Origin of the sequence: Okeania sp. SIO1H4 (assembly GCF_010672695.1) — a bacterium.
GTDB classification, from domain to species: domain Bacteria; phylum Cyanobacteriota; class Cyanobacteriia; order Cyanobacteriales; family Microcoleaceae; genus Okeania; species Okeania hirsuta.
Genome location: NZ_JAAHGB010000029.1, coordinates 1 through 13,746 on the forward strand (window position 1 = coordinate 1; position 13,746 = coordinate 13,746).

General features: G+C 37.1%; 12 protein-coding genes, 1 tRNA gene and 2 pseudogenes. 9 read left to right on the plus strand and 6 right to left on the minus strand.

Annotation, left to right across the window (positions count from 1 at the left end; all coding sequences use genetic code 11):
- Positions 1-782: 782 nt before the first annotated feature.
- The 3 genes and pseudogenes from F6K06_RS18610 to cofG form a co-directional block, all read left to right on the plus strand.
- Positions 783-1,132, plus strand: a pseudogene (locus tag F6K06_RS18610) (IS630 family transposase); the annotation flags it as partial.
- 21 nt (positions 1,133-1,153) lie between these two features.
- Entirely contained in the window at positions 1,154-1,294 is a 141-nt protein-coding gene (locus F6K06_RS18615; protein ID WP_161564924.1) for a hypothetical protein, read from the plus strand.
- 352 nt (positions 1,295-1,646) lie between these two features.
- The gene (gene cofG, locus F6K06_RS18620; protein WP_124143730.1) at positions 1,647-2,636 is read left to right on the plus strand and encodes a 7,8-didemethyl-8-hydroxy-5-deazariboflavin synthase subunit CofG; all 990 of its coding nucleotides are present in this window, start codon (positions 1,647-1,649) and stop codon (positions 2,634-2,636) included.
- A 614-nt stretch (positions 2,637-3,250) separates the two neighbouring features.
- Here the strand turns inward: cofG and F6K06_RS18625 are convergent.
- A complete protein-coding gene (locus F6K06_RS18625) occupies positions 3,251-3,868 on the minus strand; it encodes a GNAT family N-acetyltransferase (RefSeq protein ID WP_240038813.1) in 618 nt (205 codons plus the stop codon).
- Between the two features lie 888 nt (positions 3,869-4,756).
- Between F6K06_RS18625 and F6K06_RS34585 the strand changes: the two genes are divergently transcribed.
- The 5 genes and pseudogenes from F6K06_RS34585 to F6K06_RS18640 all read left to right on the plus strand — a co-directional run bounded on the left by F6K06_RS34585 (position 4,757) and on the right by F6K06_RS18640 (position 7,499).
- Positions 4,757-5,071, plus strand: coding sequence for a response regulator (locus F6K06_RS34585; protein WP_205127257.1), 315 nt, complete (start codon positions 4,757-4,759; stop codon positions 5,069-5,071).
- Positions 5,071-5,645, plus strand: a pseudogene (locus F6K06_RS34590) (GAF domain-containing protein); the annotation flags it as partial. The gene F6K06_RS34585 and the pseudogene F6K06_RS34590, both read left to right, overlap by 1 nt.
- Positions 5,646-6,802: 1,157 nt before the next feature.
- Positions 6,803-6,964, plus strand: coding sequence for a hypothetical protein (locus F6K06_RS34595; RefSeq protein WP_375339368.1), 162 nt, complete (start codon positions 6,803-6,805; stop codon positions 6,962-6,964).
- A gap of 78 nt (positions 6,965-7,042) precedes the next feature.
- Positions 7,043-7,339, plus strand: a complete 297-nt coding sequence (locus F6K06_RS34600; RefSeq protein WP_375339367.1) for an adenylate/guanylate cyclase domain-containing protein — start codon at positions 7,043-7,045, stop codon at positions 7,337-7,339.
- Between the two features lie 89 nt (positions 7,340-7,428).
- Positions 7,429-7,499 (plus strand) — tRNA-Gly (locus tag F6K06_RS18640).
- Between the two features lie 728 nt (positions 7,500-8,227).
- On the opposite strand, the gene F6K06_RS18645 is transcribed toward F6K06_RS18640, so the two are convergent.
- The 4 genes from F6K06_RS18645 to F6K06_RS18660 all read right to left on the minus strand — a co-directional run bounded on the left by F6K06_RS18645 (position 8,228) and on the right by F6K06_RS18660 (position 11,964).
- Positions 8,228-8,989 carry a YebC/PmpR family DNA-binding transcriptional regulator gene (locus F6K06_RS18645; protein WP_124143729.1) on the minus strand — a complete coding sequence of 254 codons (762 nt, stop codon included), beginning with the start codon at positions 8,987-8,989 and terminating at the stop codon, positions 8,228-8,230.
- Between the two features lie 154 nt (positions 8,990-9,143).
- Complete coding sequence (locus tag F6K06_RS18650) at positions 9,144-9,791, minus strand: histidine phosphatase family protein (RefSeq protein WP_124154290.1); 648 nt, start codon at positions 9,789-9,791, stop codon at positions 9,144-9,146.
- A gap of 691 nt (positions 9,792-10,482) precedes the next feature.
- Positions 10,483-11,556, minus strand: a complete 1,074-nt coding sequence (locus F6K06_RS18655) for a bifunctional 2-polyprenyl-6-hydroxyphenol methylase/3-demethylubiquinol 3-O-methyltransferase UbiG (RefSeq protein WP_287239643.1) — start codon at positions 11,554-11,556, stop codon at positions 10,483-10,485.
- A gap of 108 nt (positions 11,557-11,664) precedes the next feature.
- Entirely contained in the window at positions 11,665-11,964 is a 300-nt protein-coding gene (locus F6K06_RS18660; RefSeq protein WP_124143727.1) for a 30S ribosomal protein PSRP-3, read from the minus strand.
- Positions 11,965-12,038: 74 nt separating this feature from the next.
- On the opposite strand from F6K06_RS18660, the gene F6K06_RS18665 reads away from it, so the two are divergent.
- A complete protein-coding gene (locus F6K06_RS18665; protein ID WP_287239646.1) occupies positions 12,039-12,830 on the plus strand; it encodes a TIGR01548 family HAD-type hydrolase in 792 nt (263 codons plus the stop codon).
- A gap of 249 nt (positions 12,831-13,079) precedes the next feature.
- Here the strand turns inward: F6K06_RS18665 and F6K06_RS18670 are convergent, their stop codons facing one another.
- Entirely contained in the window at positions 13,080-13,337 is a 258-nt protein-coding gene (locus tag F6K06_RS18670) for a hypothetical protein (protein WP_287239648.1), read from the minus strand.
- Positions 13,338-13,746: the final 409 nt, after the last annotated feature.

The following is a 13,746-nucleotide window of genomic DNA, read 5'->3' on the forward strand; positions in this document are numbered from 1 at the left end:
TCGAGGTACGGCGGTGCAGGTGTTTTTTTGTTTCCTGCTCCGTTATTAATAATATAGCTAGTTTATTTCGTTTTGTAAAGGGGTGTTAAGGATAGTGTTGTTTAACTAAGTTATAAGTTTTGTTTATCATGTTAATAAGGTATCATATTTATGTTTAAAAGTCAATAAAAAATAACTTATTTGAAGTAGCACTCAGCTATCAGCAAGCCTATTACAGAGGAGCTGCATTATCAGCTTTTCAAGATTTACAATTGGACATTGATATAGTATCCGGATCATTAGTTATCGTAATAATCGGCGGAGTTAAGAGTGCGGAGTTAGGAGTCAGGAGTCAGTAGGAAGAAAGTGGGAATTATTTGGGGATATTCCAGCATTTTATGTCTGCATTGAATGGAAGTAGAAAGTGCAATAACTGTATAACCGGATTTGATATAACACCTCCCATTAACACCCACAACACTATTAATATAGCTGGGAACTTAAACTATTGAATTTTTATGGATAATTAGGTTTTCTTTTTAAACGAGTTTGTAAAATCATTAAGGTGCTATCTATATTTTCATGGATATCTACCTCTTTTACTTCGTAAGCATTCAGCTATTAGCGGTCAGCTATCCTCCTATAGTCGGAACTGCGGACTTCAGCTTTTTAATGAATGAAGCAAGCATTCGTTTAAGTTCTACTAAATTCTCAACCAGAAATTCGTACTCTGAGAGCTTTGATAAAATTGCTTTTTTCTCCTTTAAAGGTAATAAAGCTGATAGCTGACTGCTGAATGCTTACAATTTATCAAATATTTGCAAAGCGCGAAAACCGGGTAAAAGATTGGCAATATTTTGGGAGGGAGCAACTTACCATAAATCTCAAGAATTTCGAGAATATTTGATGTTAATTAATCAAAATTTATCGCATATAAGAATGGTTGATACATGGTACAAAGTTGGCTCCAAATGCTCCGGAGCAAAATCCTGTTGAAGATATTTGGTTACCAGCCAAAAATTTCATCAGAAAATATGATCATCTTTGCAATTCTTTTAAAGTAGTTAAGTGGCTATTTAAGTTTTTTGCAGATGGTCAAATATTCGATTTCCCAAAGCTTTTTCAGTATGGAATTTTGCCAGAACCTATTTAGGATTACTATAGGATTAATGAAATGCCAAGAAAAGTATATTTAGCAAATTATTTGAGTTCATCTGAACTCAAACAAAGGTATAAAAAAACTGTAGAACCAGTAGAGTCTGTGAAAGTGGCATTTATTGTGGAAAGTATCATGAGGTTGGACAGTGAAAAATAGTGAGATCGCTATAGGTATTAATGATGATTATGCCTGAGAAATAATCAAAAAATACAATCAATTAGGTGAAGTTGGAGTCAAAAATGGTAAACGCAACCTTCAAAAAGGAAAAAGAGGAAAAAAAGAACTATTAAAACCAGAACAATTTCAAAAATTAGCTCTAGAATTATTTGAAAAATATGACGATATACTGCTTCTGGGTAATTTCCCAAGCAACTACTCATATTGCTAGTTTTAGCCTCTTTGACAACTTGCCACAAAGGTATTTCCTCTATGAAATAATTATTCCAACCGCACTAATTTTTTCGTCTCTCTAATATAGATTTGACTAATTAAATTTAATACTTCACCCATGTCTAGAATTGTTACATATAGTCCTGCTTATACAATAGTTCCTACCTATGAATGCTTTAATCATTGCACCTATTGTAATTTTCGCTCAGAACCAAGTAAAAGTTCATGGCTTAGTCTATCAGAAGCAGAAGCAAAATTACTGTCCCTAAAAAATCAAGGTGTAATTGAAATTTTAATTCTGAGTGGTGAAGTACATCCAAACAGCCAAAATAGACCAACTTGGTTCCAATTAATCTATGATTTATGCAAACTAGCTCTATCTTTAGGATTTTTACCTCATACTAATGTTGGGCCACTTAGTAGAGCAGAAATGAAGGAGTTAAAACAAGTTAATGTGTCAATGGGACTAATGTTGGAGCAGATGACACCTAAATTACTACAAACAGTTCATAAAAATGCTCCTAGTAAAATACCACATTTACGCTTACAACAATTAGAATTAGCTGGCGAACTAAGAATTCCATTTACTACTGGTTTATTATTAGGAGTTGGAGAGACTGTAACTGACTGGAAAGAAACATTAATAGCGATCGCTAATGTTCATAAAAAATGGGGTCATATTCAAGAAGTTATTTTACAACCCTACAGTCCTGGTGAGCGACAAATATGGAATAGTGAAGCTTTCGACATCAATTTGTTGCCAGATATTGTAGCGATCGCTCGTAAAATTTTGCCCTCAACCATTGCGTTACAAATTCCTCCTAATTTAGTTACAAAACCGGAAATATTATTAGCTTGTGTAGAAACTGGTGCGAGTGACTTAGGAGGAATTGGACTCCACGATGAAGTCAACCCTGATTATCCTCATCCCCATTATCAAGGTTTAGCAAAAGTGTTGCAATCGCGAAGATGGCAACTAATCAAAAGATTACCTGTTTATTCTCAATATGATGCTTGGTTGCCAACAAATTTAGGTAATGTTGTGAGTAAATGGCGTATGAGATTGTTAATAGACCTCTCCGGAAAAGAGGAAGTAGGGAGTAGGTAGGGACGTTGCATGCAACGTCCCTACAGAGTAGGGGGAAAGAATTGATGATTTTTGCGCGATAATTGATCGGTTAAACATCAGGACTTACGCACTGAAATATAGATATAGGGTTTTGCTCAGTTACGCTACCGCTTTTTCCTATGGTCATGCTCCGCAAACATGTCGCGGAGCGTTAACGGAGTTATGCGACAGCAAAACACACCCCACCAATAGTGTTCATGCGTAAGTCCTAAAATGTGAGGATTTTTAGCAGATAAGGGCAGAAAAATTGAGTGACAGAGGAAATTGAAGTTTTTTTCAGACTTTTATAGCGGTTTTCACTCATGTTGACTACAAAACTTCTGCCCTCAGCATAAGTGCCTCTCTTAGTGCGCATTCCCTCACAGGAGTCAGCATTCCGCAAGCGAGCTGTCCTCGTCGCGGGGTCAGACCACTTGCGTCTGCTGCCGACGCGGGGTCGCACCGCTTCTGCCTTTAAGCAAAAATTTCTGTATTCTATGAAACATGAAAACTGCTATAAGTCTTTCTACCTCTTCCCTCTTGCTTCTTCCCTCTTGCTTCTTCTTGACAATACTGATGCTACCGGACTTGATATTAAATCTTATTCTTGAGACTTAAATGTTACTCGAAAAAGATTTACGCAAAAGTAACTTTCGAGGTTGCCCAAATAGTAGGGAACCGAAAGTCCACTCAACTTCTTGTAATTGATAACCAGCTTTATCGTAAAGTCTTCGAGCAGTATAATTATTTTCTAATACATGAAGGTATAACTCACAAAAACCCCATCCTAATACCTTATGCTCACAATAACTTAACAATTTTTGAGCAACTCCTAATTTTCTATAGTTAGCATCAACAGCTAAATTTGATAAATAAGCATACTCAAAATTATCTAAATTATCTAATTGCCAAGAGTTGAATAAGAGGACATCCATCCCACCTCGGGAACGCACATCAATTTCCACAGTTCCTACCAAATCTTGTTTTCTAGTATTAGATACATCCCTGGTAGACTCAGTATTTTCGACAACCATAGCAACAAGACATAAATAATGCTCAGTTTTTGAACGAATGCGATTGCGTAAATCTTCGTAAATACCTAGTCGTAAAAAAGGACGAACATAACCCATAATTCCTTGACAGGAGTAAAAACTATTAGTCAAAACTTCGGTAATACTGTTGATATCTTTTGGTTGAGCAATCCGGATGAAAAAACTAAATTCATTAGACAATTTTTTTTTTGCTTGAGGTTCTAGAAACTTTGATAAACAAAATAGAGGGTTCACAATAAATTTACTAACTATATCTAAATTCTATATAAAAGGCTAGAATATCTGTAGTAGCCATCTTGAGGTTGTGTAAAAATCTGAAAAAAGGCAACTGCTTAATTAGGCAATAGGATTAAAAGTTTAAAGCTAATATATTTTAGAATTTTTGACAAATCTTGTCATTTTTGTAGGCAAAGTGATTTTAGATTAAAAAATGATATTGAGCAGCCTACTACAGCTTTTAGTATATATACTAATCAGGGCACTAGTTGATAGGTTGAAAGGCCACTAACAATTTAGTATGTATAACAAGAAGCAAAAGTCCAAATAATTAAAATTTTCTTAAATTCAGAAAACTTTCTATTGTAGGTAAAAATTGTTTTGATCCTGAATCAAAATCACTAATTATAACATTTTAAGCAACTGTATATTATTGAATATCAACTATAGCAGTGCGTGCTGGTATATTTACAAATTACAGGAACTACCCAATAGCTACAAGTCTGATATTATCAGCTTTTTATTTCCCTTATTACCTGTTGCCTGTTGCCTGTTGCCTGCGCATTTGCGCCAGCATTCCGTAGGAAAGCGCTATACAAGATCAAGATTATTCACTTAATTAAATTTAATTAACTTGATAATGAATAAATTATTGATAATAATCACTGTGATTGAAGCACCTTTTTTCAGTGAAGCAAGTACCAAAGTTGGTGATTTGCTTTTTGGTTGATTATTACAGATGTAAATGGACATCTAGCATTCGGTTGTCCAGCACAATAGAGTCCCATCTATAACTGTAACTTGCTAAATCATAATTTATCATTACTGACTTGAAAGCACGGAGAGCGGTGCATGAGTTCTAGAAAAAAACTTAAACCGAAAATTTTGGTTGTCGATGACGAATTAGACAATCTAGACCTTCTTTACCGTACTTTCCACAGAGAATACAAGGTGTTGGGATCCCAAAGTGGACTGGAAGCTCTAAAAATTCTAGAAACATCTGAGGAAGTAGCTGTAATTATTTCAGACCAGCGAATGCCCAAAATGAGTGGTACAGAATTCTTGAGTTTAACTGCCAACCAATACCCTAATACTATTCGAATTGTTTTAACTGGATTCACTGATATAGAGAAATTCCTGATAACGATCGATCATCAACTGCAATAGAATTACCTCAGTCATTTGCTCCCATTCGTAGTAATCCTGTTTTAATGGAATTGCTAAAAACAAAAAAAACAATAGCAATTTGCGATCTGAAGATCAATCCGGAATTTAACGAATATTAACTACCCTTACGCTCTAATACTCGCGCTTTGATGGTAGTACCCCTAACTGTCAATGGTAAAATTATTGGTAGTATTTCTCTACGTCACAATGACGACAGACACCAATGGCAAGCTTCTGAAATTGAACTAGCGGAAGCAGTAGCTTCCCAAGCAGCGATCGCCGTGCAACAATCCAGTCTATACCAAACAACCAGACAACAAGTTGAACGACTAATAGAAGCATACCGCCTCAAAAAGAATTTTTCCAAAATATCTCCCATGAATTTCGTACACCTTTAACTTTAACGATCGGTTTGTGAGAAGAAGCAGTTAATTCCAGCAGAGATTTACCTCTAGATCGAGGTGCGATTGCACTGCGTAATTCTCGTCGTCTCTTGAGATTAGTTAATCAATTATTAGATTTGCAAAGACTTGATGCTGGAAGAATGCAGCCTTCTTTTCAACCCTGTAATATCAAACTCAAAAGTATTGCTACATCTTTTTGAGAGTAGGGAGTAGGGACCCACCCCTAACCCCGACCGTGGAGGGGAAAAAGGAGTAGGGAGTAGGGTGAAAAGAGATAAGATATCTTGGCTTAATGCCGATAATCGTTATAAACATTACTAAACGATTATTATTACTTAATAACTGAAGTTCATCGGAAATATAGCATTAATGCATGGGAATTGGTATAATCTCGTAGCTTTCTGTGACAATATTGTGGCTCACGGGGTGAAAAGCACCTCAAAACTATTGTGATATAAGGGTTTCAACTATTAAAACTCTGTATCAAAAAGATTTTTCCTGTTTGATCATGATCATCATTTGTAGAGAAGGGTGAGGTACACTTCCCGTACCTCACCCTTGTTCCCTAATTTGAGTTGATTTTTATGTCAATTATTGATCTAGCGCTATGCGCAGGCAACAGTTCCGGAAGGCAACAGCTCCGGAAGGGGGAATAAAAAACCGATAATATAAGACTTCTAGCTATTGGACAGTTATTGTAATTTGTCAATATGCCAGCGCACATTGCTATAGTAGCCATCAGCCACATTTTATGCTCAAAAAGTCGGTCCACTTACACACAGAGACCGACCCAAATGCAATTTTTATCATTGTATGAATCATATTTTCCACAATCTTTGACCAATACTCAACTTCCAACTTGAAAAATTTTCGCCCAGGTTAATTACTGTCCAAAAAACTGTCAAAATAGAAAGGCTGGCAGCTTGTTTTCCTTGGCCCATTAAATCTGAAAGCCGTCGAAAACATATACAAAGATTTTTAAGATTATTTTCCTGAAGTCTTGCCTTGTTTTGGTTCCCTATGATTACAATGATTATCAGTAGAAAATTTTCTGATGGTAGTCGATTAATTCTAACTATAGATAGAACACAATGGACAGATCAGAATATATTTGTCATAGGAGTTATCTACCAAAAACGAGCCTCATCTATTTATTGGCAAGTTTGAGAAAAAAAAGGTAGTAGTAATTTAGGACAACAGAAGGCAGTTATTTGGCCAGTTTGACGTTGATTGAAAAAAGATCAACTTGTGATGATTGGAGACCGGGAATTTTGCTAACCCAAAGCTCCGCTAACATGGTGTCAAATTATCACACTGGTCGAATATTTTGCAAGCTCGTAGAATAGGTGAGTTGTTAAATGAATATTTAGCAGAGATGACAAAAGCCATTTTTGCTAATGGTGTTACTGTGGATAAGTTTGTGGGAGATGCTGTGATGGCAATTTATGGTTCACCTGAAGAGTTGACAGCAGATGAGCAGGTGCAATGAGCAGTGGCTTCAGCTAGGGCCATGTTAAAAGCTTTGGATAAATTATTGGATAAATTAAATGAGAGGTGACAAAATCTGGTGTTAATTGGCCCGAATGGGGCTTCACCAGTAAGGTTTCGTTGTGGTATTCATCAGGGTAATGCTGTAGTGGGAATGTTTAGTGGTGCAGAGCGGTCTGATTATACAGCTATTGGCCCATCGGTAAATATTGCAGCTCGGCTACAGGAAGCTGCAGAGCCAAATACAATTTTGGTATCGCAGACTGTTGCTAACTATGTGGATAGTCGAGAGGTGAAAAAGTCTGGGTATCTGAAGTTGAAAGGTATAGATCAAGAGGTTTTAGGTTTTGTAGTTAGTCGAGACTCTATAACTTAAAGCTCAGATGGCAGTAAATATGATCTAAAAATTTTTTCTTCTGGACTTGTTGCAATTCTAGAAAAGTGTGTTATAGTAAAGAAACAACTGCGGGTGTAGTTTAGTGGTAAAACCTTAGCCTTCCAAGCTAATGATGGGGGTTCGATTCCCCCTACCCGCTTATAATTTAAAATAACGAGTTTACAACTTTTCAACCTTCTTTCTTTACTAGACAGATGAAAAAATATGGAAATGTGTACAAAAACCGTACAAAGAAGCTTACTTAAACCTAACTAAAATTGGCCAATTTTTAATGGCTTGTTTAACTATAAAGGGAATTACGTCGATGCCTTAAAAATGGCTAGAACCCGTGCTTATTCAGGATTTATGCCTTTTTGAGGTAAAAGCCTCTGCCTATCTATATTTGAGCCAATTTTGTGGCTTTAGTAGCGTTGCTGACTTGGGGTATGATTTGTATTTTTTGGCGATTGCTAAACTATATTAATGACAAATATTTGAGATTCTTCAGTTTTTATTTTCATACCTTGATTCAGCAACGCCGCTTTATTTTGTGTAAGTCCCACATTGTATAAATAATTCCACTGCAGATCTTAGGAATAGTAAATTGTATATATTTCAATCTAAAAATCGAACAATTTTGGCTCATAGATTATCGAATTTATGACCCAGATACTGATAAAAAAACAAAAATAGATCATCTGGAATCAATGATTTTATGTGCGGTAAATAATAAAAAATTACCATTTAAGACTGTGCTGATGGATAGTTGATATCCAACACAGTTGAGTGCTTTTGAGATTCCAGTTGAAAAACCATCTTTATTTCCATGAGAGTTTATGCTTTTAATTATAGTTAGATTGTTCCCAGAATTATCTGGGAAAAAATAATCTAAACTAAAGCAGCAGAAATAAGTTCATTTGCTATATCAAAATTAGCTGTCACATTCTGCACATCATCAAGATCGTCAAGAGCATCCATTAACTTGAGGAGTGATCGTGCCTGGTCTGATTCTGTCACCTCAACAGTATTACTAGCAATCCATCGAAACTCAACTTCACTCACATCAAAACCTTTACCTCGTAGCATCTGACTAAGATTTTCCAAATTAGTAGTTTCAGTAAATACCTCTGCACCCTGAAAATCTTCTTCAGAAATCATTTCATAATATTCCGCTTCTCCTTCAACAGATGCTTCCAATAATTCATCCTCATCAACAGACCCTGTAATAGTCACCACACCCTTGTGGTTAAACATCCAACTTACGCAACCAGTCTCACCTAAATTACCTCCATTTTTAGTAAATGCACTTCTGAGGTCTGCTGCTGTACGGTTACGATTATCTGTAAGTCCCTCAATCAGAATCGCTATCCCACCTGGCCCATAACCTTCATAACGAATTTCCTCAAGTTCATTACCATCATTGAACTGACCAGAACCTTTAGCGATCGCCCGCTCGATATTATCATTGGGAATACCTGCCACCTTTGCCTTATCTATCGCTGTACGCAACTGAAAATTACCAGCCGGATCAGCCCCACTACGGGCAGCAACAATGATCTGGCGAGAAATTTTAGCGAACACTTTGCCTTTAACGGCATCAACTCTAGCTTTTTGGCGTTTAATATTCGCCCATTTACTGTGTCCTGCCATAAAATCAAATAGCGTAAAAAAAATACATTTTCATCACTAATGTTGATAACTATTCACAGGCATAAAAATCCTGGTACAATAGTTATCAAACTTCTATCGAAATTATATTTTAACGCTTTTTATGGCTTTCCTCAAAACTCAACTATGAGTTAGGCTAAACAAACCTGACATTGGTTTCTATATTATCTAGATGAGAAGTATCCCCACTTAATTCCATGACCCATTGTTGTTTTTCACGAACAATTTTAACTAAACAACAAACAGAGGCTTTGATTTCCATCTTAGCAATTTCACCTACTAATCCTGCAGCAGTGCCAATAACTGAAGCTCCGTGCCCCAGTAATAAAATATTTTCTGTGGGAAACTGTGCCACTAGACCTTGAGAAGTTTCTCCAGTGCGCTTCATACAAGCTTCCCAAGTTTCAGGATATTGGGGAGTGCCTGCATTGTAAGAAAGATCTATTCTTTTGTAAGCTTTGGCCATTATTTCTAGGGATAGAGTTTCTGGCATAGCAGGCATCCATTCTGGATTTAACCATTCACACAAGCCCCAATCTAGTTTAATAGGTAAATCAAGAACTTCTGCTACTTCATTGGCAGTTTGTACGGTTCGCAGAAAGGGAGAGGAAAAAATTTGAGTGATATTTTCCCCAACTAAACGGTTTGCCAGTTGTTTGGCTTGAATGACACCATCATCCGACAGATGAGGATCGTATGGTCTTTCAGCAGTGTTAAACCATTCGGGGTTTACGAAGTCGATGCGGTTTCCGTGCCTTGCTATCCAGACTGTTTGTTGAAACATAGGTTCATCTGTTGCAGATTGCAATTTTAAATATATAGCAATTACAGGGCTACGCGCTAGGAAATAGGGAATAGGGAACAGGGAACAGCAGACTTTCAAAATGTCCTTACAGAGTAGGCAGTAGGAGAATGCTTTGACAACTGTAGTCTATCTATTTGAAAACCCTCTTTGAAATCTTGACTATTGTCACATCACTTTATTACATTTGGCATTCTTTTCAGGACAAAAGTGATATATCTGCTGTGTCTTTACAAAATCTTCATAAAACTGTTCAGTATCTTCATCGGATCTTCACATAAAAAAACTGAAATAGCTGCTAATGTTATAGATGGATAAATTAAGTATTAACTTGTTCGTTAATGATTATTTTATTGGTTTGTGTGTTGTAATTAGTTTCAGCTTCTTCTACTTGAGGAAGCTATTTTTTTTGATACCCTGAAATACTTTATTTAGATCAAGTCCTATTGATTTTGGTAGTAAGTATTTGTACAGTTTCGCTTACCGAAAAATTGTGGTCTAAAGCTTCCCCTTTTCAGAGGATAAAAAGCGGTCGATCTTCGGAGCTTCCCGTAGGGTGGGATGGCGAGGTCTGGGAGCCATATCCATCAGACCAAGAGAAAAGAAGATTCCATATTTTCAAGCCTCCTTATTACAGAAGGTGCTGATAACTGATAACTGATAACTGAAATGACTACATTCGCCGACATAATATCCACCTCAACTCTACAGGTGGTCTAGCATTAGCTAGAGGAAATATATCTCTACCAGTCGCCCAACTTTCAAACCAACTTGTAGGAGGCCAAGCTGTTTGAGGCAGATGTTGACGTTCATATTCTATAACTAACTCATTAGAAACGATCGCTAAAGGTAAACTCTGCATCGCTGTGGCAAACTCCTTAGCAGTGAACAAACTCGACCAAGATAACTGTGCCATCTCTCGGACTAACTCATCCGGTACATACCCATCTACGGTTAAAAATATATTGAACAGAAGCATACCACCAGGACAAATAAAATCAGACATTTTTGCTAGAAATAACCGCAGTTGCTCTACATCGCGAAAATGAGATACTACTTCTGTGGCGATCGCAAACTGATAAAAAGCTGGCTGCATTCGTGTCAGTGGGTCGAGAATATCTCCCTTAAACACATTCATAGATAAATTTTCTGTAGCGATCGCTGTTTGCAACTGTTCAATAAAAGCAGGGGTTAACTCTAAAACATCTACAGAATGACCTTTTCGTGCCAAAGGTAAAGCATTCCTACCCGTTCCCCCACCGACATCTAATATTTTTAATGAAGTGTTTTTACGAAATTCTGCCACAGTTGCTAATACTCTAGCATCAGGGTGAGAACCAAACAAGGGAGGCTTTCTCTTCTCTACCCAAGACTTGTACTGTTCCTCTAAAGTTGGGCTACGAACAGTTACTTGGCAAGCCATACCTTTTTTGGGAGGCTTCACTAATTCATACTGAATAACTAATATTGAACTTGTAGAAATATTAAACCCCTCTGCCAACTTCCTTTCTATCATTTGACGCAATTGTAGTTGTCTTTCCTTGGGCATTGGTCTACCCAGGTGAGAAAATAAGCTTTCTACAATATTTATGTAATGCTCAAGCATACCAGGCAGACATGGAAATGCCAACTCACCACCTCCTGAAATATAGCTATCAAGCTTATATATAACAGCTTTTTTGAGAATAGCTGGAGAAGTTACAAGTGGCAGTTGGTCACTTATGAATAATGTCTGTTCCTGGTTCATCAGCAGATTCTGCTTTAATTAATTTTTTGACAGTTTAGTATAATATTATTGACATCAACTAACTATTGTTGAAGAAGGAAGTCTGAAGTTAATTTTTACTTTTAACTTCTAATTAGTCCCTGTAAAAACTATTTCTGGAAATTTTGATTGAACTTCTGTCATTGGCCGTCTTCTTCCCTCTTCTTGCCAGTAGTTAATTATCTCAGTAGCTTGATTGAGAAGATCGACCCGGTCTGATTCATTAATCCAATGTTTGGCTTCTATTTCTTTTCTTAATTCTTCCCAAGCATCATTACGAGGCCAGAAAAAGTAACAAGTTAAGGGGCTAGTACCATTTCCTACCACTTGATCTACTGCAAGTGCTACATTATCTTCTAACCAAACTACTTTAAGTATGAATTTGGACAATTTACCTCCAGAGCCAATATTAGGCTAATTTTAAAACTTTGCACAATATTTAATCGTAGCACGGAAATTGAGTGATGGACAAAGCAATTTTGGTTTTTGACATTGATGGTGTAATTCGGAATGTTGGAGGGTCTTATCGACGGGCGATCGCGGATACGGTAGAGCATTTTACATCCGGCGCTTTTTGTCCCACTTTGACAGATATTGACCAACTCAAATCTGAGGGAGTTTGGAATAATGACTGGGAGGCTTCGCGAGAGTTAATTTATCGCTATTTTGAAGGCCAAGGTCAAAAAAGAGAGAATGTTGGTTTAGATTATCAAAAGTTAGTGGCTTTTTTTCAGTCTCGTTATCGAGGTCCACATGAAGATAATTGGACTGGTTATATTTGTACGGAACCGTTGTTAGTGAGTTCTGATTATTTTCAGAGATTGACAGCAGCAGGATTTTCTTGGGGATTTTTTAGTGGGGCAATGCGCGCAGAAGCTGCTTATGTTTTGGAAGGTAAGTTAGGGTTGAGTTCTCCTGTAGTAGTGGCGATGGAGGATGGACCAGGAAAACCTGACCCCACGGGGTTATTTGCAGTATTGGAGACATTGGAAAAACAGCATGGTTTAGCTGAAAATCTACCTGTGATTTATGCTGGCGATACAGTGGGAGATATGTATACGGTGGAGAATGCTCGTCTAGCGATGCCGTCGAGAAATTGGATAGGGGTGGGTGTGTTGCCTCCCCATGTGCAGGAAAGTCAGACAAGGCGAGAGACTTATAGTGCAAAACTGTTGGAGGCAGGGGCAAAGGTGGTTTTGAGTAATATTGAAGAATTGTCTGAAGAAGCGATCGCTCGTGCTTTGAGCGTTGGTTAATTTGAAGAAGGCAGCGGGAGTTGAGGGTAGAAGGGAAAATTGCTTATGGATAGTCTTCGACCAGCCACTTCGTGTCTTAACCTAAACAATTTTAGGCATTGCTGAACTAAGGGATGAATCTTTGCAGAGTATGTAAAACCTTCTACACTCCCCACACCCCCCATCTCCCTGTCAATTTTTCTAAGTGTGACAATAAATTGACCCTGCTCTTCTTCCCTCCTGACTCCTGACTCCTCCACTAGATACAAATTAAGCTAACAAGTCATCAATAAATAAGTCTATTTTCATTTGAGAAAGATGTTGCATCACAACAATATGAGCTAAAGACCCCTCAGTAGCTAACTGCCACTTCTGACAAATCTTGATTGATGGCTTGTCAAATACAACCGTAGTTGAAAAATCATTTAAAAAAGGTTTGTACCCAATCTCTTCTAGACGTTTATACAAATACCGAGCATTTTCTAAGCAACTCGAAACTTCACAAGCATACTGTTGACCTCTGGTCATAATAGCATACCAAAGAAATAAACAAGCAAGCCCACTACGAGAACCTGTAATAGTTGTATCATTACAGCCAATATATTCAATTTGTTTTTTAATTTTGTCAGTATAAATTTTACGAGTTAAAACAATTCCATTAGTTGGCTAAACCAGGAAGGAGCCTGCTATAACTACTATATGGGTTGATATAAAATCATAATTACATAAGTTTGTCAAGGGATAAAATTATGATGACTATGGCAAATTAAGTAAGTTTTAATAGTAATTAAACAGGACTTACCCATAACCACCATTGATGATAGGGGTTAACGGCCGTTAACCCCCTACAAATGGGGTATATTTTCGTTTTTTTGCGTAAGTCCTGACCAAGTTAAGAGTCTGAAACAAGAATCTCCCGTTATAATCTTTGATTTAA